The organism is Flavobacterium sp. (genome assembly GCF_965277525.1).
Lineage (GTDB): Bacteria > Bacteroidota > Bacteroidia > Flavobacteriales > Flavobacteriaceae > Flavobacterium.
Genome location: NZ_CBDIDC010000005.1, coordinates 414,239 through 437,018, shown reverse-complemented (window position 1 = coordinate 437,018; position 22,780 = coordinate 414,239). Strand labels below are relative to the sequence as shown.

Sequence of the window (22,780 nt, the reverse complement as noted above, 5' to 3'; positions counted from 1 at the left end):
TAGAAACGCATAAAAAAGCCCGCTTATATTGTAAGCGGGCTTTTTTATGCGTTTCTATTTTTCTTTTTGAAAGAATGATGCTTTTAATTTTAACTTTTTCGATGGTGACTTTTAAGTAAATATTAAGTTAAACTTAATTATTTATTAAGGATAAGGTTTTTTGTTATTGATTTCTCTGTTAAAAAGTTAATTACTATTCTTATTTAGAATAATTAAAAATAGTTTGGAAAAACTCTTCACAGAGCTTAATTTTGTTGCAAATTTAATTTTCAAATCAAAAATTTAAATGATGCAAACAAGTAGATTACTACTCTTGATCACGATTCTCTTTACTACACTTCAAGGGTACTCACAAAAAAACAAAGTAAGCTTAACGGGAATTGTTGTAACAAATCTGGGTAAACCTGCTGAAGGCGTTTCGGTCGCATTAAAAGGAACTACATATGCTACACTAACAAATAGCAAAGGAGAATATAAAATTAGTGCAGAGACAGGAAACTATACTTTATTGGTTTCCCATGTGGGCTTTAGAACAACTGAAACAGCTGTTTTTTTGAAACAAGGCGGAAAACCTACTCAGAATATTACAATGGAAGAAGATATGGCAGCGTTAAATGAAGTTGCTATTACAGGAAAATCTAAAGTTCAAAGAGTACGCGAACAAGCATATAATATTACTTCGGTAGATCTTAAAAAAATCTACAATACCTCAGCCGATTTAAACCAGGTTCTAAATAAAACGACAGGAGTTCGTATTCGTGAATATGGAGGATTAGGATCTGCTTTCAATTTTTCATTGAATGGATTCTCCGGTAATCAGGTTAAATTTTTTCTGGACGGAGTACCAATGGATAGTTACGGATCAGCACTTACACTAAATAATATTCCGGTAAACATGGCCGAAAGAATCGATGTTTACAAAGGGGTTGTTCCTATAGAATTAGGAGCAGATGCCTTAGGGGGTGCAGTGAATATTGTAACGAATAAAAATGTGAATCGCTACATTGATGCTTCTTATAGTTACGGCTCTTTTAATACACATAGGGCAGCGATTAATACAAGATTTTCTGGGCGTGACGGATTTATTGCCAACATTAATGCATTTGCCAATTACTCAGACAATGATTATAAAGTAGATGTAAGTATTGTAGATAAAAACACATCGAAGTTTTTACCGGAACAAAAATACAAACACTTTCACGATGCTTATAAGTCAGGAACTATAATGGCAGAAGCAGGATTTAAAAACAGAAGTTTTGCGGATTATTTACTTGTTGGTTTTGCTGTCGCGGGTAACAAAAAAGAAATTCAGCAAGGAAGAACAATGCAAAAAGTCGTTGGACAGGCTTTTACAGATAGTGACAGTTTTATTACTTCTTTAAAATATAAAAAAGACAACCTTTTTACGAAAGGATTATCCGTAAATATTAATTCGACTTATGCTTTAGTAAACAGTCGTTCTATAGATACTTCTTCAAGAGTTTATGACTGGACAGGAAATTATGTCTACAGACAATTTGCAGGAGCGAATGACAAAGGTGAATTGGGAAATAAAACAATGTACATCTATGATGAAGAAAATGCACAAGTCAATACAAATTTAAAATACCAGTTAAGTGATCAGCATTCCGTGGCAGTAAATTATTCTTATTTGGGGTATAAGCGTAAAGCAACGAATGAATATTTAACTATAGTTGACCTTGGAGAGCCAACCATTAATAAAAATATTTTAGGATTAAGTTACAATTTTAGTGGTTTAGACAATCGGTTAGCGATTACGGCTTTTGGAAAAATGTTTGATTTAGCTACTGAAATGATTGCTAATAATGTAACGCAATCTACTTCATCGACAAATTATGGTTATGGATCTACTGCGGCTTACCATTTATCAGATAAATTTCAGATTAAAGGTTCTTATGAGCATGCTTATCGTCTGCCTTCGGCTATAGAAATGCTGGGAGATGGATTAACCGTAAACAGTAATATAGGACTAAAACCGGAAAGTAGTGACAATGCTAATTTAGGTTTGGCTTTTCTGAATCAAAAAAACAAGAATCAGTTTAGTGCCGAAACGAGTCTAATTTATAGAGAAGCAAAAGATTTTATCAGAGAAAGACAAGACGGAGACAGAACGGTTTACGAAAATCTTCAAAACGTACAAATTACAGGTATCGATGGAGTTTTAAGATATGGATACAAAGATTTAATAACTTTTGAAGTAAATGGTACGTATCAAAAGAGTCTGAACAAAAATAAATATAAAATAGGGACGAATAGTCCTGATGCGCTTTATGACGCACAGTTACCAAACGTTCCAATCTTCTACGGAAATGCAGATTTGACTTTTAATTTTAAAAACATCAAATACAAAGACGACAGGCTTTCTCTGAATTTGAGTGCCAATTACATAGATGCCTTTTACCTCACCTGGCCGGTATTAGGTTCGTTAGAAACCAAGCGAGCAATTCCGGAACAATTTACTGAAAATGCGATGGTTTCCTATTCTTTCCTAAACGGGAAATACAATCTGGCTTTCGAATGCAGAAATATTACCGATGTAAAAGTCTACGATTACTTTAAAGTTCAAAAACCGGGACGTGCCTTCTCTGTTAAGTTCAGATATTTTCTTCAGTAATTTAATTTTAATAATAACCCTTAATACATATAATCATGTTTACTAACAAATTTCAAAAATGCTTTGCATTGACAATACTGTCGCTATCTACTTTCTCATGCAGTAGTGACGATGCTGCAACAAAAGAGGAGCCAACTACAACGAATTCTAAATATGTTGCTTCTTATTGGTTAGACGATTACACTCAGTATATCTTAGATTTTAATTCTATTGATAAGTTAATGACTGGAGAAATTAGTGCAAAAGGAGTAGGAATTGAGCAGGGTGGAAGTTGTTTTCCTGCAAATAATACTTTTTTTGCCTTAAGTACGGAAGATGAAGGATCGGTTTCATTTCATCTTAATAATGCAGGAAAATTGGTGCAGGGAGGTAAACTTGCTTTTGAATCCTCTTATGCTGTTGGTTATACAGATGATAAAAAAATGATCAATATTGGAGCAACCTGGGATGGTAGTTCGTCTGATTATGAATTGATGATTTACAATCCAAATACAATCTCTATTGATGCTCGTAAGTTTAATGATTTTGTAGTATCTCCGGATAATAAAAAAGTATTATACTGGCCAACAGGAGCTGCAGTTTCAGGAGATAAACTTTTTGTTCCGGTATATATCAAAGATGTTAGTGATGGTACAAATAAAATATTATCATCTGATGCTATTGTAAGAGTATACAAATATCCTTCTTTAGAATATGTAACTACCATAAAAGATGCCAGAACAAATGCAATTGGACTTTACTATACCAATACAGGAATTGTTCAGACGGAGTCAGGAGACATCTATACGTTCTCCTCTAATGCGAATGCAGGAGGTTATCCGCCAACTTCTGTTTCTTCGGGAGTTTTGCGTATCAAAAAAGGAGACGCTAAGTTTGATCCGGGTTACTTTTTTGATATTGAATCAAGTAGCCTGAAAGGAAAAGTTTTAGCAGCATATCCGTTAGGAGGAGAAAAAGTTTTTATCTCTTATATTCCTAATTCTGTTGATTCTAAAGATACTTATTACAATTTCCTAAGTGCAAAAACAATCTTTAAATCGGCAATTCTTGACTTAGCTGCGAAGACTATTATACCAGTTACTGATTTACCTGATCATGGTGGGGATGAATTTTTTGGGTTAGGAAGTATGTATGTAGAAAACGGAAAAGCATACAAAAGTTTTGTAACGGGTAAAGAAGCCCGTGTTTATCAAATAGATATCGCAACCGGTGCAGCAAAAGCTGGAGCACTGATCAAAGAAGGTCTTTATTTGCCGGCAATTGGTAAACTGACTTTCTAATTAAATACATTTTTAAATGGCTTGAGGTATTATTTTGGTAATGCTCAGGCCATTTTTTTTAATTTTTGTTGCTGTATAAAAGCCTTACTTTTAAAATTACAATTACAATGAATATTTTTAAAAACCGTACCAATAAACCACCTAACAAAGGAAAATATCGTTTTAGTAAAATTAATGCCTGGTTGCATTTATGGCTAGGGTTAGCTTCGGGAATAATCGTGGTCATTATGGGAATTACCGGCTGTATTTTGGTTTTCGAACAAGAGATCAAAGTCCTGACATCGCCCTATTTAAGTGTTGAAGCCCAAAGCCCGGATCAATTATTGCCGCCTTCAAAAATCTACGCTGCTGTTCACAAGGCATTACCTAATAAAGAAATTCATGGCGTCTGGTATAATGGTTTAGATAAATCAATTAAGGTCGATATCGAATCGGATTCGTTGATTTATGTAAATCCGTATAATGGTAAAATTACCGGTATAGTGCATCATGAGGATTTCTTTCATTTTATGGATGAAGGGCATCGCAATCTTTGGCTCGAGAGGAGTATAGGATCACAAATAACAGCCTGGGCAACAGTTGTCTTCTTCTTTTTATTGATTAGCGGACTGGTACTTTGGTTTCCGAAAAAATGGAATAAAACTACCAGAAATAGTAGCTTTAAAATAAAATGGAATGCAAAGTTCAAACGCCTGAATTATGATTTGCATAATGTAATGGGCTTTTATGTTATGATCCTGGCGATTCTTATTGCATTTACAGGATTGCTAATGAGTTTTCATTGGTTAAGAGAAAGTACGTATTGGATTAGTGGAGGATGGGCAGATGAAAAGAATACAAAAGAACAAGCTGTTTTAGCTCAAAAAGACACGTTATCCCAACAACAATTAGAAAAATTGGCCGCTGCCGATTTTATTTGGAAAAAAGTGCGAAAAGAAATTGCTAAGGAAAATAAAGAAGCTGTTATTATTCATTTTCCGGATGATCCTAAAGAAGATATTTATGCGTGTACCGATATGAATAAAGGGGTTTGGAGAGATTTATATTTTGATCCCAAAACATTGGAATTACTTTCAAAATCTCAAAAATATATCAGTAACGAACGTTTTTCAGATTGGTTAATGCGATCTAATTATAGCCTTCATATTGGCGCGATAGGAGGATGGCCTACCAAGATTATTTACTTCACGGCTAGTTTAATTTGCGCCAGTTTGCCCATTACCGGATTTTATATCTGGTGGGGAAGAAAGAAAAAACAGAAGCCTAAAGCTTAATTTGGGCTCTGTTTTACTTGTTTATTGTTCGTTAGTTTAAAAGTCTTTTGTGAGAAGTAACATTCTTCAAAAGACTTTTTTGTTTAAGAAATAGAGGCAAGTATCGATCTAAAACGAATTGTTCATTTGAATGATTTCTGTTATCAGGCTGAGGCGAAGTCGAAGTCCCGCAAAGTGATTCAGCATACGGGACTTCGACTTCGTCTCAGTCTGACATTATTGACAGTAGAATAAAATAAAAACCAGCGTAAACCCATTTAAATCCGTGTCATCCTCGGCTTATCTTCATTAATATCCGTGTGCCCATGCATTAAAAACAGAAAGAGCCTGCTAACTACAACAGGCTCTATTCCATCAAAAAAAAAACAAAAACAAGGGAAACTAAAGATTCAAAATATTAGATTCTATAGGTAAAGGCTATTGTCGCAATGCGATTATCAAGATCATATCTTTTATTGATACTCGTTTGTGCGATAGCCGAATTGATGTGGAAATTATTGGTATTAAAAATGTCCGTAACGTTAAGTTTGATATTTCCTTTTTTAGCCAATACTTGTTTCGAAATTCCGATGCTAAAATCAAAGAAAGCATCTCTTTGATAAATACCAAGATTCGATTTTGATTGATATTGTGCATTAGCTTCAGCCTTCCAGCTTTCTGTAATAGTAAAAGAGTTTTGTACGCTTAGGTTCAGGGTGATGATAGGATCGATTTTATCTGTATTCACAACATTGCCCATAAACTTATTTTCGAAGATATTGAAAAGTGTATTTACAGACCACCATTTATAAATTTCGGCTGTATTGGTAATATTTGCTCCGTAATTATATGATTTGTCGACATTAATTTGCGACGTAACAGTGGTATTATTATCTGGATTGTAAACATAAACTTCAGTAAAAACATCTTTGGTTTTACTAAAGTATAAGGATGCCATAAAATTACTTTTCCAGGCATAACCAATTTCTGTAGAATGCGTGATTTCAGGAACTAAATTTGGATTTCCCTGTGAGTAGTTAAACGAATCATCATAAAAGCGAAACGGGTTCAGATCGAACTGGCTTGGTCTGTTGATTCTTTTACTGTAAGAAGCATGCAGCGAATGATTGCTGCTCAATTCATATTTCATAGAAACACTCGGAAACCATTTTAGATAATCGTCTTTATGCTCTTCATTCAGGGTTTTTTGTAAAATATTTATCGCCGTATATTCAGAACGTAAACCAGCCTGAATATTGAACTTTTCCATTTGGTATTTATAGTTGGCATAAGCCGCATAAATTTGTTCATTATATTCAAAATGATTGGTCGAATTAAGGTCAACGTTCCAGTGGTTGTTGTCATAGTATTCATAAACCGATGGATTATCATTGTTTTTTACGCTGGATTTAAATCCCCATTCGATAGATTGCTTTTCTTTAAGCGGATTGGTAAAATCAACCTTTCCGGTAAAAACTTTCAATTGAGACGGAATAAAACCTCTTCGGTCATTTATGTTAGATGAGCTTAGAAGATCTATATTCTTTGTACTCTGAAACTGATGCGATCTGAATTTTGAAGTTTCATACTCAAAATCAAAAGACATATTTTTTCCTTCGGTATTAAATTTATGAACGCCTGAAAATGCATAAGTATAATCATCCCATCGCTCTTTACTGTCATTATAAGTCGAAGCATCAAATTGTACCTGATCTAATGCATTAAGCAAGGTGTTTCTACCATTCGCCATGTTTTCGTAACGTCCTAATTTTGCATCAACATAAACTTCTAGATTAGTTTTAGGAGAAACTTCATAAGTTGTCCCTATTTTAAAATTGTTAGAAGTCAGAGGCTCGTCCGTAGTTGAGGTCTGATGATTTTTTGTTAAGATTGTTTGACTGTTTGCATCAGTATATTGATTTTGGTCGAATTCTTTGCGTTCTTCCTCGCCTCTAAAAGTGTAGCTGTAGTTTCCGTAAACACCAAATTTATCCTTATTGTAACTTAGGTTTACACCAGAGTTGGTTCTGTTTTTTCGGCCTCGTCCATAATTTGTGAATACAGTTCCTTTAAGTCCGCCGGCATTGGGTTTTTTTAATATGATATTGATTATTCCGGCTTTTCCCGTTGCGTCATATTTAGAAGAAGGATTCGTAATTACTTCGATTTGTTTGATATTCGATGAGGTTGTCGATTTTAAATAATTCGCCAGTTCTTTTTGCGAAAGCTGGGTTAATTTACCGTTTATCATTACGCCAACACCTTGTTGTCCACGAATCGATAATTCGCCATCCTGAGACACTACAACACCAGGCGCACGGGATAAAACATCTAATGCAGTTCCGCCTTCAGATACAATACTATTTTCTACGTTAAAAACCAATCTGTCTGACTTTTGAGTATATAAAACTTTCTTTTTTGTAATTACAATCTCGTCTAATGCATTGATAGAAGTTTCGACAATACTATCGGTTTCTTTTTCAGTCTGCGAGTATCCGTAGACTGAAAATGCGAGCATAAGAGATGTTATAATATTCTTCATGATATTCTGGATTTTATTTTTGGAGTAAGGAGTAATGTGATTTTTTAATTTGAAAGAAGCAATATGATCTTAATGGTTTTTAACAGAATTGCTACTTTAAAACCATTTGTTCCAGTTTGTCAGAAAGTGTTTTTCGAAGATGCAAAAGGCCGGTAAATAGCTTAGAAAAGTTGATTTTGATAAGACTGAGTGCAGAGAACATGTAAGTGGTATTTGAAGTTTCAGTCTTCAAATATAACACTATTTATATCAAGTCTAAATAAAAATAGTTAAAATTTGCATTCAAAAAGATAACAATCTGATAGTTAGATATTCACAATTTTGAGAAAAAGATGAGATTTTGAAATAAAAGGAGATTTTTGAAAAAAGTCCAGTAAAAATAAGGCTTTACTGTTTGTCAATAAGAAAGAAAAGAAGGTATATTATAGCAATAAAAAGCCAATTCTTCAAAAGATAAAGAATTGGCTTTTTATGTAAACTGAGACTGAAAACCTACTTGGTAATTTCTCTGAAAACAGCTTCGAGATTTTTATTTTTTTGATTGAGTTGTAATGTTTTTAAGCCATTTGCATTGGCGAAATCAAAAATAGAAGGACGCATATCTTTTTCAGCAACAAAAGTTAGCTCCCAGGTCATGTCATGGATATTTCTATAGGAAGTAATATTTTCGAGTCTTGCCAAAAGTTGCTCTTCGATCTGATAATCAAATTCTACTTCGATTACCTGTTCTTTATTTTCGGATACTAAGTGATCTAATTTTTTATCGGCTACAATTTGTCCTTTGTCAATAATAATGACACGATCGCAAATCGCTTCAACTTCCTGCATAATATGAGTAGATAAAAAAACCGTTTTATCTTTGCCTACATTTTTAATTACATTACGAATTTCCATCAACTGATTCGGGTCCAGTCCAGTAGTAGGTTCATCCAGGATTAAGACATCCGGATTATGCAATAAAGCATTCGCAAGTCCCACACGCTGGCGGTATCCTTTAGACAATTGTCCAATCTTTTTATGACTTTCCGGTGTCAGTCCTGTCAGTTGAATTACTTCTTCAATTCTTGATTTTGGCACTTTATAGACATCGGCATTAAAAGCCAAATACTCACGAACATACAAGTCCAGATACAACGGATTATGCTCCGGTAAATAGCCAATAGAACTTTGAACTGCCTTTGTATCCGTCATGACATCATGACCATTTACAAGGGCCGAGCCGCCATCTGCAAGTAAATAAGTAGTCAAAATTTTCATCAAGGTAGATTTTCCTGCTCCGTTTGGACCAAGAAATCCAACAATTTCTCCTTTTTGAATCGAGAACGAAATTGAATTTAATGCTTTCTGAGTTCCGTAACTTTTTGATATGTTGTTTACTTCTATCGACATGACTTTTTATTTGGTACAAAAGTAAACAGAAATAGTCTTCATTGCTAAATTTTTATCTTTTAAAGAAATCATAAAAAAAACTTAAAAGCCAGCAGTCACGGCACCGTTATTGTTAAAAGGAAAGTAATTAAAAAAAATAATTTATAATGAAAAAAATTTTACTTATTCTGGCTTTAGCTATGTTTAGCTTTGCAAATGCACAAAAAGGAACAATCTTAGTTGGTGGAAACATTGGTTTCTCTTCTGAAAAATCAGAATATCAATTTGGTGAGGCAAAAACAAATACTTTCAGTTTTTCTCCTAAAGTGGGTTACCAGTTTAATGACAACTGGACTGTTGGGGGTGAATTTACAGTAGCTTCATCTAATGATGACAACGGAACCAGAGAAATAAAGGACAATAACTTCAAAATAGGAGCATTTGTTCGTTATTCAGTGCCATTGAGCCAAACCTTTTCTATTTTTGCTGATATGGGTGCAGGATTTCAAAATGCAAAATCTAAAGTATACGGTCCTGGAAATGCTTACTCAAAATCTAAAGCAGATGGTATGTATGTAGGTGTAACTCCAGCTCTTTTCATCAACATGAAAAAAGGTTTTGGTTTAAACTTTAGTATTGGTGGTTTAGGATACGAAACACTTAGTTATGATAATAACGGTGCTGATTACAGTAAATTCTACTTCAATTTTGGACAAACATTTAACATTGGAGTTTCTAAAAACTTCTAATCTTAAATTATATATTCAATTTCGAAAAAGCATTCGCCGCGGCGAGTGCTTTTTTTGTTTTTATTCTTGAACTAGCTCTAGTAAAAACTGTTTTATTTGATTCTTGCTTAATTCACTTTTACTTCAAAAAAAATCATATCATTAATAACTGTTTTTTCTTTATCATTAAATTCATATTTAACAACAGCTCTTATTCTATTAATTCCTTTATTTATTAATATTTCTTCTACATCAATACGTGTTTGAGACGTTTTTTTTAATGTTCCTTTAGCTTTTGCATCATCTGCATCTATATTTTCTATGTGAACGCTACGTTTAGCATTTGGGATATACGCTATTAAATATTGCTGTTTTAACGTATCTCCTACTTTTAGATATTGATTTGTTTTGGTTTTAAATTTTTCTTTGTTTGCGATTTTAGATTGATAAATTTCTAATAGTGGATAACCTTCGTGATTTTTTACATTTCCTTTTTCATCAAAACGAATTATAAAAGCCGACATACCTAAATCATCATACAATGTATAACTCATTATTTTTCCTGATGGAAAATTGTCTATATTTTCCTCAGGAATTTTATTGCGTTTATAATAGTATATTGATTTTATAATACCAGTTTCAAAGTAATAAATATTTTCACCACTAATTTCTCCATTAGTAAAATTACCTTCAGTTATTTTTTTACCTACTTTATTATAACGTGTAAATTCACCATGTAAAATAGTATCTCCATCTTCGATTATATATTCAAATATTGTAGTCTCTTTTGTTTCTGCATTATATTTTTTTAAAACATGTACTTTTCCATACATAAAAGAAAAAAATATGAATACCCAACTAATTACCATAATACTTAATAATAATATTATTTTATATTTTCTATTCATTGTTATAAATCACTTAGTTTATCTTAGCCTTTAGATTAATGAACCTCGACCTTAAAAGAAACAGTGTCATTAATAACCGTTTTTTTGTTATCATTAAATTCATATTTAACAACAGCTCTTATTGTATTAATTCCTTTTTTTGTTAATATTTCTTCTACATCAATATCTCTTCGAGAAGTTTTCTTGAATGTGCGTTTAGCTTTTGCATCATCTACACCTATATTTTCTATCTTAAAATTGCGTTTGGCATTTGGGATATCGGCTATTAAATATTGATGCTGTAATGTATCTCCTGTTTTTGGATTTTTATTGATTTTTATTTTAAATCGCTCTTTGGTTTTTGTTTTATCTTGATAAACTTCCATTATAGGATAACCTTTGTAGTTTTCTACATTTCCTTTTTCATCAAAACGAATGATGAAAGCCGACATACCTAAATCATCATACAATGTATAACGCATTATTTTTCCTGATGGAAAATTGTCGATATTTTGCTCTATAATTTCACTATTTTTGTAATAATATATAGATTCAATAATACCACTGTCAAAATAATAGATACATTTCCCTTGCAGATGTCCATTTACAAAATTACCCTCAGATGTTTTATGTCCTTTTTCATTATAGCAAATAAACTTACCGTGAAAAATAGTATCACCGTCTTTTAGGATATACTGTAAGGTTGTTGTCTCTTTTGTCTTGGAATCATATTTTTTTATAAAACTAGATTGTTCATTTCTAAACAAAAAAAACAATCCAATTAAACTAATGCTAAAAATAGCAACTACTGCCAAAATTGTTTTATAATTTTTATTCATTTTCTTTTAGCTTTAATTTCTGTTCTAATTTCTGTTCCATCGATTGCATAGAATGTTGTCCTTATTGAATCTGGAACTTTTTTTATACCTTCTTTAAGTTTTTTACTCTTTTCTAACTCTTTCATCGCCTTTATTGCATTTGCCCCATTATCAACTGCATTAATTCCATCATCAGCTTTATTCTCCATTGTTGGTTTTCCTCCATTAGTTCCTTTTTCTTTTGAAGTACTGCCTTTTAATTCAAAACCCAATATAATAATAAGAGCTTCAAATGCACCTCCAAAATCAATCCATGTAACATCCCTTGAGCCTCTGTGTAATGCGCTTGGGTCTTGAAAATTTCCTCCGTCAGAGAATGCAGTTCCTCCACTAAAAAATGATGATTTCTTTTTGCTAAAATTATGGATAACTTCTCCGTTATAAGTTATTAGTTTGGTGTCTCCGTCTAATAATAATCTGCTACCATTCGCAAATGTTTTGCCCCAGGTATGTCCTAAATTAGAGTAATGATCAATTTTAGCATGTCCGTCAAGCCAGATTATTTCTCCCGTTTTTTTATTCCTGTACCAATCAAATGGAGTTCGTCCGTAGAAATCAACTAAACGTAATAAATCGCTGTTATAAGCTGAATAGGAAGAATATTGCCCGAGATCTTCATCTTTCTTAAAAGTATCAAATGTGTCAAAGTTTCTAAACATGGCCGACTGTTTTGTAAGTTATTACTTGTTTTTGACAATAATAGATGCAAAACAATTTACCCGCAATACCGTGTTTTAGTGATTAACATAATTTTGTATAAAATAAAAAGAGACCCGTGGATCTCTTTTTTGATGCTTTTAGAAAGGCTATTTTTTGTTTAGTGAATTTTCTAAATATTCAATTTCGTCTTTGCCCGTCTGCAACAAGCTTTTGTAAAGTGTTTATATTATAAAGTCATTACTTCTCTTAAGCATATACATATTAGCTATGTAATATGCAATACCGTGTTTTAGTGATTAACACAATTTCCATAAAATAAAAAAAGAGACTCGAGTCTCTTTTTTTACCTAATGTATATCTTATAAAAGTTATTTCGCTTTTAGTAAATTTTCTAAATATTCAATCTTATCTTTTTCAGCTTGCAACAAACGTTCGTACAACTTTTTGTTTTCGTCGTAAGATTCAACTAATTTATCAAGAGGATTGAATGTACATGCATTATTGTTTCCAAAATTGGCACCTTGACTATTACTGAAATCATTTTCGGTGAAAGTATTAAAGTAGTTAATCATATTTTCTTCTGAAAAGTTTTTAATTGCCTCTACACTTACACCAAGAGCTTTTGCAACCTCTACAAGTTTTTCTTCGTCTATAGTTTCGCTATTTTCCATAGTAGATATAGCTTGTTGGTTTGTACCTAAAGCTTGTGCTAAGGCTTCTTGTTTCATGTCTTTCAGTTCACGAATACGGCTAATTTTTCGCCCTATATGATTTGGTTTTGTTAAAGTACTCATAGTTCAAAGATAATAATTATCGCCATAAAATTTTAGTGAAATGTATAAAACACATTACAAGCGTAAGATACATATAAAAATAATTCACTGTATTGTTACTTTCGGCTCGTTAAACAAAAATACGATTTTACTTATGATAAAAAAATATTACAATTATGGAAATCAATGAAATCAAACAATTAGAGTATCTTAAAAAATTAATCACTTCGCATTTTTAATACTTTAAAACCGGTTAATGACAAATCAGAAGTATAGGTGGTTCAAATAAAAAAACTCGATTATTATGAGATTGGTAGTTACTAATCTTTTAAAAATGTGTGTTTTGACTGGATCAGGATGCGCATAAAATAGAGACAAATAAAAGTCAGGCTATTAATGTAACTCTTATTTTAGAAATGGTGATAGAAATGTTTCCGATAGATGAATTTGAACTTTTAGGTGAAATCAGGCAAATATTTATTACAGATTTTTAATATTCTGTTCTGTTAACGTGATTTGGTTAGATGGGAATCTGCTTTTTTTAAGTCTTTTGAAAACTAAAACTTCTCGCTTAGCCCCGATAGAAGCGGTATCCTGTTGTGGCGGGGTTCGCCATAACAGATAGAGCGGATAGCGGGACAAAAGGTGTCTTGAAAACTGAATTTTTCTGCTTCAAAAAAAACGAAACGCAAAAATGCCAACAAAAGTGAAGTCGGAAAAATTCATAACTACAAGAATTCCGACTCCACCAGCTGGCACTAAAAAACAAAAATATTTATAATAAAAATGATTAAGTCACAGGGTTTTCTACAGCAGCTCTCATTTCCTGAGCAGCGGCAACCATCTCGATCAAAGCTTTTTTGGTCTCATCCCAATGACGTGTTTTTAAACCGCAATCAGGATTAACCCATAATTGATCAACAGGAATTACGGCTGAAGCTTTTTCTAACAATCTCACCATTTCAGCACTTGAAGGCACACGTGGCGAGTGAATGTCATAAACCCCAGGGCCAATTTCGTTTGGATATTTGAAGTTGGCAAAAGCATCTAAAAGTTCCATTTGAGAACGTGAGCATTCGATGGTGATAACATCAGCATCCATATCAGCAATATTCTGAATGATATCATTGAATTCGCTGTAGCACATGTGTGTGTGAATTTGTGTATCATCGTTTACACCGCTTGCAGAAATTCTAAATGCTTTTACAGCCCAATCCAGATAGTTAGCCCATTCCTCTTTTCGTAATGGTAATCCTTCGCGAATGGCTGGTTCATCGATCTGAATGATTTTGATTCCCGCTTTCTCTAAGTCTACCACTTCATCACGAATCGCCAAAGCAATCTGCGTACAAGTCTCAGAACGCGGCTGATCGTTACGAACAAATGACCATTGCAAAATAGTAACCGGTCCGGTAAGCATTCCTTTTACCCATTTAGAGGTCAAAGATTGCGCATATTTAGACCATTTTACCGTCATTGGGTTGGGTCTCGAAACATCGCCGTAAATAACCGGAGGTTTCACGCAACGGCTACCATAACTTTGCACCCAGCCGTTTTTGGTAAACGTAAATCCTGCCAGTTGTTCCCCAAAATATTCGACCATATCGTTACGTTCGAATTCTCCGTGAACCAGAACATCGATTCCGGTTTCTTCCTGAAAACGAATTGTAGCTTCGGTTTCTTTCTCGATTAGTTCGTTGTATTGTTCAGTAGTTAGCTCTCCTTTTTTAAATTTCGCTCTCCAGCTTCTCACTTCAGCTGTTTGAGGAAAAGATCCAATTGTGGTGGTAGGGAACAATGGCAGGTTTAAAGCTTCGATCTGACTCTTTCTTCTCGTAGCAAAAGTATTTTTACGTTTATCATCTGTAGCTGTAATTCCGGCAACACGCGCTTTAACTTCACTATTATGAATTAATGTTGAGGTTTTACGATTTTCGTTTGCAATTTTGTTTCTTTCAAAAGCAACTGAGTTTTTCTCAATTGTTTCATTAGAAGCCAGTTGTTTTAATACCACAACTTCGTTGATTTTTTGTTTGGCAAAAGCCAGCCATTGTTTAATTTCCGGAGTAAGTGTTTCGTCATTTGTTTCTAAGTCTAAATCGCACGGACTGTGAATTAAAGAACAGGACGGAGCCACTAAAATTCGGTTTTCTCCTAAAGTATCAGTTGCTTTTTTAATGAGTGCCAAAGAATTTTTGAAATCATTTTTCCAGATATTTCTCCCGTCAACAACCCCCAAAGAAAGGTTTACGTTGGCTGCCAATTGTCCGGATTCTAAAATATCATCTAATTGAGAAGGACAACGTACTAAATCTAAATGGAAAGTATCAACCGGCAAAGCCAATGCTGTTTCAAGATTTTCTCCAAAACAATCAAAATAATTCGCCAGGACGATTTTGATATTCGGGAAACGCTCGTTGATTTGGTTGTACACTTTCGTGAAAGTATTACGCTCTTTGTCGGTTAAATTCAACGCTAAAAAAGGCTCGTCTAACTGAATATACTGTACTTTTTCAGCTTGTAGTTTTTCGAAAATTTCGAAATAAACAGGCAGTAATTTATCGATAAGATCAATTCGGTGAAAACCTTCTTCTTTTTCTTTTCCTAAAAGCAAATAAGATATTGGGCCGATTAAAACTGGTTTTGTAGCTATTTTTAAAGTATTTGCTTCTTTGAATTCATTGATTATTTTTTCTGAAAACAATTCGAATTTTTGGTTCTTCGTAAATTCAGGAACAATATAATGGTAGTTGGTATCGAACCATTTTGTCATTTCCATTGCTACAACATCCTGACCGTCTTTTTGAGCGCCTCTCGCCATTGCAAAATACAAATCTATAGCAGAGTTTGTTTTTGACAGTTCTTGGTATCGTGCCGGAATCGCTCCTACAGTCAAAGTCAGGTCAAGTACCTGGTCATAAAATGAAAAATCATTAGACGGAATTAAATCGACTCCGGCTTCAGCTTGTAAATGCCAGTTTCTGCGACGAATTTCTTTTCCCGTCTGAACTAATTCATCAACGGAAATTTTTCCTGCCCAATACAATTCACAGGCTTTTTTTAATTCTCTGTTGCTACCAATTCTTGGGTAACCTAAATTATTTGTTTTCATTTTTATTTTCAGTATTTTTTACTGAACAAATTTATTGTTTTAGGTTTTATAACTTATATTTGGTTATTATTTAAGTAAATAGTATTCAAAAATGTATTTTTTGAAGATTATATTACTGATAAAAGCTTTTAAAAAGAACTTTAGCCGTAAAAAACACTATGGAAAACCTCGATAAAACTGATTTATTGATATTAAAATATCTTCAGGAGAACTCTAATATTAATACAAAAGACCTTGCAAGTAAATTATTCCTCACCGTTACACCAGTTTATGAACGTATAAAAAGACTGGAAAGAGACGGATATATTACAAAATATGTGGCATTGCTGGACAAGAAAAAGATGAATCGGGGCATGATCGTTTTTTGTAATGTTCGCCTAAAAGAACACGCAAAAAATGTGGGTAGCAATTTTGTAAAAGATATTGTAGCACTTCCTGAAATTATAGAGTGTTATAACATTGCCGGAGATTATGACTTTATGCTTAAAATCCTCGTTCAGGACATGGCAAGTTATCAGGATTTTGTCATGAATAAATTATCAACTATAGAAAACATCGGAAATACAAACAGTATTTTTGTGATGGGGGAAATTAAACACAGTACCGCGTTAGAGTTTTAATAAAAGTAAAATAATATTTTACCACTTCCGATAGCTATTGGTATTCACTAATTATTGCGCTTAAATTAATTCATGAAAATTTGTGAAATTCTTGGCGAACAAAAGATTCAATCTTTTAAATCAAATTAATCCGTGGCATATTTTTATTCAATATTATCGTAAAATTAAACGTATTTTTGGCCTTCCTTAAATCTAAATCAACAATCTGAAATCTAAAATTAAATGAACTGGGAACAACTTTTATCTTTAAAACGCCAAGGCGATACTAGCAAAAGATTACGTGTAGAACAAGATGATACCCGATTGGGTTTTGAGGTAGATTATGACAGGATTATCTTTTCAGCAGCATTTCGATCTTTACAGGATAAGACACAGGTAATTCCGCTTTCTAAAACAGATTTTGTACATACCCGATTAACACATAGTTTAGAAGTATCAGTTGTAGGACGTTCTTTAGGACGTTTGGTTGGAAAAAAAATCATTGAGAAATATCCTCATCTAAAAGAAATTCACGGTTATCATATGAATGATTTTGGTGCTATTGTCGCTGCGGCATCTTTGGCTCACGACATTGGTAACCCACCTTTTGGACATTCCGGTGAAAAAGCGATTGGAGAGTATTTCTCGATTGGAAACGGATTAAAATATAAAGATAAGTTAACTCCAAAACAATGGCAGGATTTGATTGATTTTGAGGGTAATGCAAACGGTTTTTCAGTTCTTACGGCAAGTCGTCCGGGAATCGAAGGCGGACTGCGAATTTCATACGCTACTTTAGGTGCTTTTATGAAATATCCTAAAGAGAGTTTACCAAAAAGACCAACCAATGATATTGCGGACAAAAAATACGGTTTCTTTCAGACGGATAAAGCCTTTTTTGAAGAAGTAGCTAAAGATATGGGAATGATTGCCAATAAAGAGGGTAATGACATTGGTTTTGAAAGACATCCATTAGCGTATTTGGTAGAGGCGGCAGATGATATTTGCTACACCATTATCGATTTTGAAGACGGAATAAATTTAGGATTAGTATCAGAAGATTATGCTTTAGAATATTTAATAAAATTGGTAAAAGACAATATTGGAGTAGCAAAATATAAGACTTTAACGACTAAAGAAGACCGAATTAGTTATTTACGTGCTTTGGCCATAGGAACTTTAATCAACGATGCTGTAAATGTTTTTGTTGAAAATGAAGAAGCAATCCTGGCCGGAAAATTTCCCTTTGCTTTAACAGATAAAAGCAAGTACAAAGCACAGATGAAGGATATTATCAATCTAAGCGTTGAGAAAATTTACCAAAGTCGTGAAGTTATCGAGAAAGAGATTGTAGGGTATCAAATCATCCAGACTTTATTAGATAAATTTATAACTGCTTTTAATAATACATACGAAGGAACAGCTTCAAACTACGATAAATTGATTTTGAAAATGTTACCGGAAAAACATCATCTGGAGAAAGAGAACTTATACGAGCGATTATTGCACATTTGTCATTATGTTTCTTTGCTAACAGACGGAAATGCGTTAGAATTATTCGAAACGATAAACGGAAGAAAAAAGAATTAAATCACTCTTATTGAGCTGATCTAAATAAAACAGGCCCCATAGAAAACAATGTTTTCCATGGGGCCTGTTTTTATGCTATAGTATCACTTTCTTTATTGAAAAGCATATACGAGTCCTACACCCAGAACTTGTCTTAGCTGGGCTCTTGGTCCGTTGTTTACCTGAGAAGTAGATCCTGTAGTAGGGTCAACTACATCTATTTTGGTTTTGATATCATCATCATAAACGAGGTGAACACCAATATTTGCTTTTACGTACGCATTAACCACCAAATCTAAGCGGGTGTCATAATCAACATCGACATTTCCGAATTTGTTCAGGTAATCTGTATATAAACTGAGTCTGTTCTCGTAGAAAACGTTTTTGTAAATTTCATTTTTCATATATCCGGTCAATAAAATACCAAATTCAGCTTTTACTTTCTGACCGTTTTCTATTAAAATCTGATTGTTAGGATCCATAGGATCAGGAGCATAAATAGCTTTTTTAACACCAAAAGATCCTTGGTTCGCTAATGCCTGATCTAAAACTAAAGTTGTTTTTAACGTAATAGGTGAGAAGTAAAATGTTCTGTTTTTCTTTTTGTTTGAGTTTTCAGCTCCGGCTCCTAAAAACACATACGCTGGTGCGAAAGGTTTAGAAATCGCAATATCTCTGTTTGGATAGTTATATCCATCCGTAAATTGAGTATTGAAATTAAATTTAGCCGAATAATACCAATTTGAGATTGTGTCTTTTCTGAATCCATAAGTAGAATTCACCATAAGTGCGTCATCTGTCTTTCTTAGTTCAGTACCGTCTTGTTTATTTAAACCATATTTTACAATCAGTTCGTTTACCCATTTATGATTTCCTTTTACATACGTTCTGTTAAATTCGCCTTTAAACAAGCCAGAAATAGAACTTGTTCCCCCCGCACTCCAATTGACAAAAGCAATTTCGGAAATATCAAATCCCAATTGATTTTTTTTACTCCAGTTAGAAGGTGGCGGAGGTAATTCGTTTGGGGCTAAAGTGGTTTGTATGATTTGAGCAAAGTTATGTGAGGTACACAAAAGCAGTAGGAGCAAAAGGGTAGAACGCAATAATTTCATTATGATTTTAGTTTTTTTTTATAGTGCAAAATAATTATTTTGTATCGTTTGAAAAAAGATTTACCAAACTTTTAACGTCAATATTGCACAATTGTTGTAGCTGACTTACAGTTCCTTGTTCAATAAATGTGTCAGGAATACCTAAAATTCGCACTTTATTCTTAAAGTTATTTGCTGCCGCAAACTCTAAAACAGCACTTCCAAAACCGCCATTTATAGTGCCGTCTTCGATAGTTATGATGTTGTCGAAATGAGAGAATATGTGGTTTAGTAATTTGGTATCCAACGGCTTAATGAAAGGGAAGTCGTAGTGGGCAATTGCCTCTGGATTGTGGCATTCCCTGATTGCTAAAATGACATTATTTCCAATTGTTCCGGTAGATAAAACAGCTGTTTTTGTTCCGGATTTTAAGAGGCTAGCCTGTCCTGTAATAATTTTTTCATAATGTCCGAAATTTGCTACTTCCCAATTGGTTAAAACACCCCGACCTCTCGGATATCGAATTGCGATTGGATGATTTAGCCCTAGTTGAGCCGTATATAAAATATTTTGTAATGCAATTTCATTGATGGGGGCATAAATAATTATGTTTGGAATTGCCCGTAAATAAGCAATATCAAAAACGCCATGGTGTGTTGCGCCATCTTCGCCAACCAAGCCTGCGCGATCTATACAAAAAATAACGGGCAGGTTTTGTAAAGCCACATCATGAATAACCTGATCGTAGGCGCGTTGCAGGAAAGTCGAATATATGGTACAATAAACGATCATACCTTGTGTTACCATTCCTGCTGCAAGCGTTACAGCATGCTGTTCAGCAATCCCAACATCAAAAGCACGCTCCGGAATTTCATCCATCATAAATTTTAAAGAACTGCCGGATGGCATTGCCGGAGTAATTCCTATTATTTTATCGTTCTTTTTAGCTAAATCCAAAATAGTTAAACCAAAAACATCCTGATATTTTGGAGGTAAATTTTCTTCTGATTTTAAAATAATTTCCCCGGTCGAAGCATCAAATTTTCCAGGCGCATGGTATTTTACCTGATTTTCTTCGGCTTGTTGCAGGCCTTTGCCTTTTGTGGTTACAATATGAAGGAATTTTGGGCCTTTTATATTTTTTAAGCGGTTTAATTCTTTGATTAATGTTGGAAGATCATGACCATCAATTGGTCCCGAATAATCGAAGTTCAATGACTTAATCATGTTGTTCTTCTTCGGATTTTTTCCTTCTTTTACGGCAGTAAGATATTTTTTGAGAGCACCCACACTAGGGTCAATTCCGATAGCATTGTCATTTAGAATAACCAATAAGTTGGCATCCGTAACTCCGGCATGATTTAAACCTTCAAAAGCCATTCCGGAGGCAATTGAAGCATCACCAATTACGGCAATATGCTGTTTGTCGAAATCGCCTTTTAGCTGAGACGCAATTGCCATTCCAAGCGCTGCCGAAATAGAAGTAGAGGAATGCCCAACGCCAAAAGTATCGTAAATGCTTTCGCTTCTTTTAGGGAAACCGGAGATGCCATCGATTTGTCTGTTGGTATGAAAAATTGCTCTTCTTTCTGTTAGAATTTTATGTCCGTACGCCTGATGTCCGACATCCCAAACCAATAAATCATCCGGAGTATTAAAAACATAATGCAGTGCAATTGTCAGTTCAATAACACCAAGACTAGCGCCCAAATGTCCTTCTTTGACAGAAACAACATCAATAATAAAATCGCGTAATTCTTGTGCAACCTTAGGGAGTTGCGCTTCGGTTAATAAGCGTAAATCGGTAGGATTATCTATGCTGGAAAGTAAGTTGCTTTTCATTGTATGGTAAAAAGCAAATTTACGGTTTTAAATTTAAACTTATTGCTTTGAATTTTCAGTAGCGTCTTTTTCAAATGCTATTGGCATACTATATTTTGTTCTAGTTTTTTTGCCATTTTGTGTACCTGGTGTCCAATTAGGTAATTTTTTTAAAGCACGCATTATTTCGGTTTTTATTTTTGAGTCTGTATTTTCTGAAAAATCAAAAGTTGAAAGTGAGCCATCTTTTTCTATCACAAAGGAAACCATAATTCGATCTCTTAAATCTTTAGTTTCTTCCGGGCGTTTAAATTCTTTTATAAATAATTGATAAAAATTATCAATTCCATTTGGATAGCTGGGCTTTGTTTCTATTGCTGCTCCCATATAATAAACTTCATTTTCTACAATAGAATCTTTAGCTATTTTATTTTTATCGCTTCTTTTTGATAAAGATTTGTCAGGATTAATCTCTGTGCAATTTGTAGGAACAGGTGGGACGAATTTAATTTTTTTATTGTCCGCTATTTTCTTTTTTCTTTTTGATTTTGAAGTTCTTGAATGATCATTTATAATTGACTTCACAAATTTAACCTGATCTGTTTTTGGTGGAGGTGGAGGCGGTAAAAGAATGCCGTTTGAATTACTGATTTTTATATCACCAACAGAAATATGTTCTGTTGGAGTATGATCTTCAACAACTTCTACTTTATCAATTTTTTGTTTGTTACCGTCTTTATCAGCACAACTAAATAAAGTTGTTCCCATAGCAATAAACAATGCCAGTAAAAACATTTTGTGATAATGCCTTTGTGTATATAAAACCTGACTTGGAATTTGAATGGTTATCGTATCTAACTGAGATTTCTTAAATCTTCCGCAAATATTGGTATTTTGATTTTGAACAAAAAAATGCTGAACTTCATCCGGTAACATAGTTGTAAAATCGACAACGGTTTTAGAACAACTCAGACAAAAACGACCATTATCTTTAGGCGTCATTTTGTCCCAGTTTTCATGACAAGGTTCCGGAATCGTTATTTTGTGTTTTCTTTCCATTTATAAATATCAAAAAATAAATGTAATAAAAAATAAATAGTAAAACCTTATTTTTGCAATTATGATAAACCCTTTCACCGACGAATACTTCATGAAAAAAGCTTTGCAGGAAGCTGAAATAGCTTTTGAAAAAGGCGAAATTCCTGTTGGTGCCATTATTGTTGTGGCTGATAGAGTAATTGCAAGCAGCCATAATTTAACCGAATTACTGAATGATGTTACGGCTCATGCCGAAATGCAATCGATAACCGCTGCAGCAAACTTTCTGGGCGGAAAATATTTGAAAGATTGTACCCTTTACGTTACCCTCGAACCTTGCCAGATGTGTGCAGGAGCTTTGTATTGGAGTCAGATTTCGAAAATTGTTTTTGGCGCCCGCGACGAACAACGTGGTTTTATAACTATGGGAACAAAATTGCATCCTAAAACTACCGTAGTTTCTGGAGTTATGGCAAATGAAGCGGCTGATTTAATGAAGCGGTTTTTTGTGGAAAGAAGGAAGTAATGTATGAAAACGAATT

17 protein-coding genes are annotated in these 22,780 nt (G+C 33.7%); 7 read left to right on the top strand and 10 right to left on the bottom strand.

Translation table 11 applies throughout. From position 1 onward, the window contains the following. Nucleotides 1-289 precede the first annotated feature (289 nt). The 3 genes from ACQY44_RS10210 to ACQY44_RS10200 all read left to right on the top strand — a co-directional run bounded on the left by ACQY44_RS10210 (nucleotide 290) and on the right by ACQY44_RS10200 (nucleotide 5,189). Nucleotides 290-2,635 carry a TonB-dependent receptor gene (locus tag ACQY44_RS10210; protein ID WP_428230255.1) on the top strand — a complete coding sequence of 782 codons (2,346 nt, stop codon included), beginning with the start codon at nucleotides 290-292 and terminating at the stop codon, nucleotides 2,633-2,635. A gap of 35 nt (nucleotides 2,636-2,670) precedes the next feature. Beyond that, on the top strand, nucleotides 2,671-3,915 hold the full coding sequence (locus ACQY44_RS10205) for a DUF4374 domain-containing protein (protein WP_428230254.1): 1,245 nt from the start codon (nucleotides 2,671-2,673) through the stop codon (nucleotides 3,913-3,915). A gap of 107 nt (nucleotides 3,916-4,022) precedes the next feature. Beyond that, on the top strand, nucleotides 4,023-5,189 hold the full coding sequence (locus ACQY44_RS10200; RefSeq protein ID WP_428230253.1) for a PepSY-associated TM helix domain-containing protein: 1,167 nt from the start codon (nucleotides 4,023-4,025) through the stop codon (nucleotides 5,187-5,189). Nucleotides 5,190-5,586: 397 nt separating this feature from the next. Here the strand turns inward: ACQY44_RS10200 and ACQY44_RS10195 are convergent, their stop codons facing one another. Next, on the bottom strand, nucleotides 5,587-7,710 hold the full coding sequence (locus tag ACQY44_RS10195; RefSeq protein WP_428230252.1) for a TonB-dependent receptor domain-containing protein: 2,124 nt from the start codon (nucleotides 7,708-7,710) through the stop codon (nucleotides 5,587-5,589). 492 nt (nucleotides 7,711-8,202) lie between these two features. Next, nucleotides 8,203-9,099 carry a gliding motility-associated ABC transporter ATP-binding subunit GldA gene (gene gldA, locus ACQY44_RS10190; RefSeq protein ID WP_428230251.1) on the bottom strand — a complete coding sequence of 299 codons (897 nt, stop codon included), beginning with the start codon at nucleotides 9,097-9,099 and terminating at the stop codon, nucleotides 8,203-8,205. A 146-nt stretch (nucleotides 9,100-9,245) separates the two neighbouring features. Between gldA and ACQY44_RS10185 the strand changes: the two genes are divergently transcribed. After that, nucleotides 9,246-9,827, top strand: coding sequence for an outer membrane beta-barrel protein (locus tag ACQY44_RS10185; RefSeq protein ID WP_428230250.1), 582 nt, complete (start codon nucleotides 9,246-9,248; stop codon nucleotides 9,825-9,827). Between the two features lie 107 nt (nucleotides 9,828-9,934). On the opposite strand, the gene ACQY44_RS10180 is transcribed toward ACQY44_RS10185, so the two are convergent. The 5 genes from ACQY44_RS10180 to metE all read right to left on the bottom strand — a co-directional run bounded on the left by ACQY44_RS10180 (nucleotide 9,935) and on the right by metE (nucleotide 16,116). Next, complete coding sequence (locus ACQY44_RS10180; protein ID WP_428230249.1) at nucleotides 9,935-10,714, bottom strand: hypothetical protein; 780 nt, start codon at nucleotides 10,712-10,714, stop codon at nucleotides 9,935-9,937. Between the two features lie 35 nt (nucleotides 10,715-10,749). After that, nucleotides 10,750-11,532, bottom strand: a complete 783-nt coding sequence (locus ACQY44_RS10175; protein WP_428230248.1) for a hypothetical protein — start codon at nucleotides 11,530-11,532, stop codon at nucleotides 10,750-10,752. After that, nucleotides 11,529-12,230 (bottom strand): hypothetical protein, encoded by a 702-nt coding sequence (locus ACQY44_RS10170; protein WP_428230247.1) that lies wholly within the window; start codon nucleotides 12,228-12,230, stop codon nucleotides 11,529-11,531. The genes ACQY44_RS10175 and ACQY44_RS10170 overlap by 4 nt, the downstream gene beginning before the upstream one ends. 369 nt (nucleotides 12,231-12,599) lie before the next feature. After that, nucleotides 12,600-13,025, bottom strand: a complete 426-nt coding sequence (locus ACQY44_RS10165; protein ID WP_428230246.1) for a helix-turn-helix domain-containing protein — start codon at nucleotides 13,023-13,025, stop codon at nucleotides 12,600-12,602. A 769-nt stretch (nucleotides 13,026-13,794) separates the two neighbouring features. Further along, nucleotides 13,795-16,116 (bottom strand): 5-methyltetrahydropteroyltriglutamate--homocysteine S-methyltransferase, encoded by a 2,322-nt coding sequence (metE, locus tag ACQY44_RS10160; RefSeq protein WP_428230245.1) that lies wholly within the window; start codon nucleotides 16,114-16,116, stop codon nucleotides 13,795-13,797. A gap of 158 nt (nucleotides 16,117-16,274) precedes the next feature. Between metE and ACQY44_RS10155 the strand changes: the two genes are divergently transcribed. Both ACQY44_RS10155 and ACQY44_RS10150 read left to right on the top strand, forming a co-directional pair. Continuing rightward, a complete protein-coding gene (locus ACQY44_RS10155) occupies nucleotides 16,275-16,736 on the top strand; it encodes an Lrp/AsnC family transcriptional regulator (protein WP_089477889.1) in 462 nt (153 codons plus the stop codon). A 222-nt stretch (nucleotides 16,737-16,958) separates the two neighbouring features. Continuing rightward, nucleotides 16,959-18,305 carry a deoxyguanosinetriphosphate triphosphohydrolase gene (locus ACQY44_RS10150; protein WP_428230244.1) on the top strand — a complete coding sequence of 449 codons (1,347 nt, stop codon included), beginning with the start codon at nucleotides 16,959-16,961 and terminating at the stop codon, nucleotides 18,303-18,305. 92 nt (nucleotides 18,306-18,397) lie between these two features. Here ACQY44_RS10150 and ACQY44_RS10145 read toward each other — a convergent pair whose 3' ends face one another. From ACQY44_RS10145 to ACQY44_RS10135, 3 genes are read right to left on the bottom strand one after another with little or no spacing between them, the layout of a single operon-like run. Further along, nucleotides 18,398-19,399, bottom strand: a complete 1,002-nt coding sequence (locus tag ACQY44_RS10145; RefSeq protein ID WP_428230243.1) for a DUF3078 domain-containing protein — start codon at nucleotides 19,397-19,399, stop codon at nucleotides 18,398-18,400. Nucleotides 19,400-19,433: 34 nt separating this feature from the next. Beyond that, nucleotides 19,434-21,221: a 1-deoxy-D-xylulose-5-phosphate synthase gene (locus ACQY44_RS10140; RefSeq protein WP_428230242.1), complete on the bottom strand. Its 1,788-nt coding sequence runs from the start codon at nucleotides 21,219-21,221 to the stop codon at nucleotides 19,434-19,436. 39 nt (nucleotides 21,222-21,260) lie between these two features. After that, nucleotides 21,261-22,202, bottom strand: coding sequence for an energy transducer TonB (locus tag ACQY44_RS10135; RefSeq protein WP_428230241.1), 942 nt, complete (start codon nucleotides 22,200-22,202; stop codon nucleotides 21,261-21,263). Between the two features lie 118 nt (nucleotides 22,203-22,320). Between ACQY44_RS10135 and ACQY44_RS10130 the strand changes: the two genes are divergently transcribed. After that, nucleotides 22,321-22,764 carry a nucleoside deaminase gene (locus ACQY44_RS10130; RefSeq protein WP_428230240.1) on the top strand — a complete coding sequence of 148 codons (444 nt, stop codon included), beginning with the start codon at nucleotides 22,321-22,323 and terminating at the stop codon, nucleotides 22,762-22,764. Nucleotides 22,765-22,780: the final 16 nt, after the last annotated feature.

Coding starts and splice junctions, on each gene's coding strand:
- ACQY44_RS10140 (WP_428230242.1), bottom strand. CDS start 21,221: ATGAAAAGCAACTTACTTTCCAGCATAGATAATCCTACCGATTTACGC.
- ACQY44_RS10145 (WP_428230243.1), bottom strand. CDS start 19,399: ATGAAATTATTGCGTTCTACCCTTTTGCTCCTACTGCTTTTGTGTACC.
- ACQY44_RS10135 (WP_428230241.1), bottom strand. CDS start 22,202: ATGACGCCTAAAGATAATGGTCGTTTTTGTCTGAGTTGTTCTAAAACC.
- ACQY44_RS10130 (WP_428230240.1), top strand. CDS start 22,321: ATGATAAACCCTTTCACCGACGAATACTTCATGAAAAAAGCTTTGCAG.
- ACQY44_RS10180 (WP_428230249.1), bottom strand. CDS start 10,714: ATGAATAGAAAATATAAAATAATATTATTATTAAGTATTATGGTAATT.
- ACQY44_RS10165 (WP_428230246.1), bottom strand. CDS start 13,025: ATGAGTACTTTAACAAAACCAAATCATATAGGGCGAAAAATTAGCCGT.
- ACQY44_RS10185 (WP_428230250.1), top strand. CDS start 9,246: ATGAAAAAAATTTTACTTATTCTGGCTTTAGCTATGTTTAGCTTTGCA.
- gldA (WP_428230251.1), bottom strand. CDS start 9,099: ATGTCGATAGAAGTAAACAACATATCAAAAAGTTACGGAACTCAGAAA.
- ACQY44_RS10205 (WP_428230254.1), top strand. CDS start 2,671: ATGTTTACTAACAAATTTCAAAAATGCTTTGCATTGACAATACTGTCG.
- ACQY44_RS10155 (WP_089477889.1), top strand. CDS start 16,275: ATGGAAAACCTCGATAAAACTGATTTATTGATATTAAAATATCTTCAG.
- metE (WP_428230245.1), bottom strand. CDS start 16,116: ATGAAAACAAATAATTTAGGTTACCCAAGAATTGGTAGCAACAGAGAA.
- ACQY44_RS10210 (WP_428230255.1), top strand. CDS start 290: ATGCAAACAAGTAGATTACTACTCTTGATCACGATTCTCTTTACTACA.
- ACQY44_RS10200 (WP_428230253.1), top strand. CDS start 4,023: ATGAATATTTTTAAAAACCGTACCAATAAACCACCTAACAAAGGAAAA.
- ACQY44_RS10150 (WP_428230244.1), top strand. CDS start 16,959: ATGAACTGGGAACAACTTTTATCTTTAAAACGCCAAGGCGATACTAGC.
- ACQY44_RS10175 (WP_428230248.1), bottom strand. CDS start 11,532: ATGAATAAAAATTATAAAACAATTTTGGCAGTAGTTGCTATTTTTAGC.
- ACQY44_RS10170 (WP_428230247.1), bottom strand. CDS start 12,230: ATGTTTAGAAACTTTGACACATTTGATACTTTTAAGAAAGATGAAGAT.
- ACQY44_RS10195 (WP_428230252.1), bottom strand. CDS start 7,710: ATGAAGAATATTATAACATCTCTTATGCTCGCATTTTCAGTCTACGGA.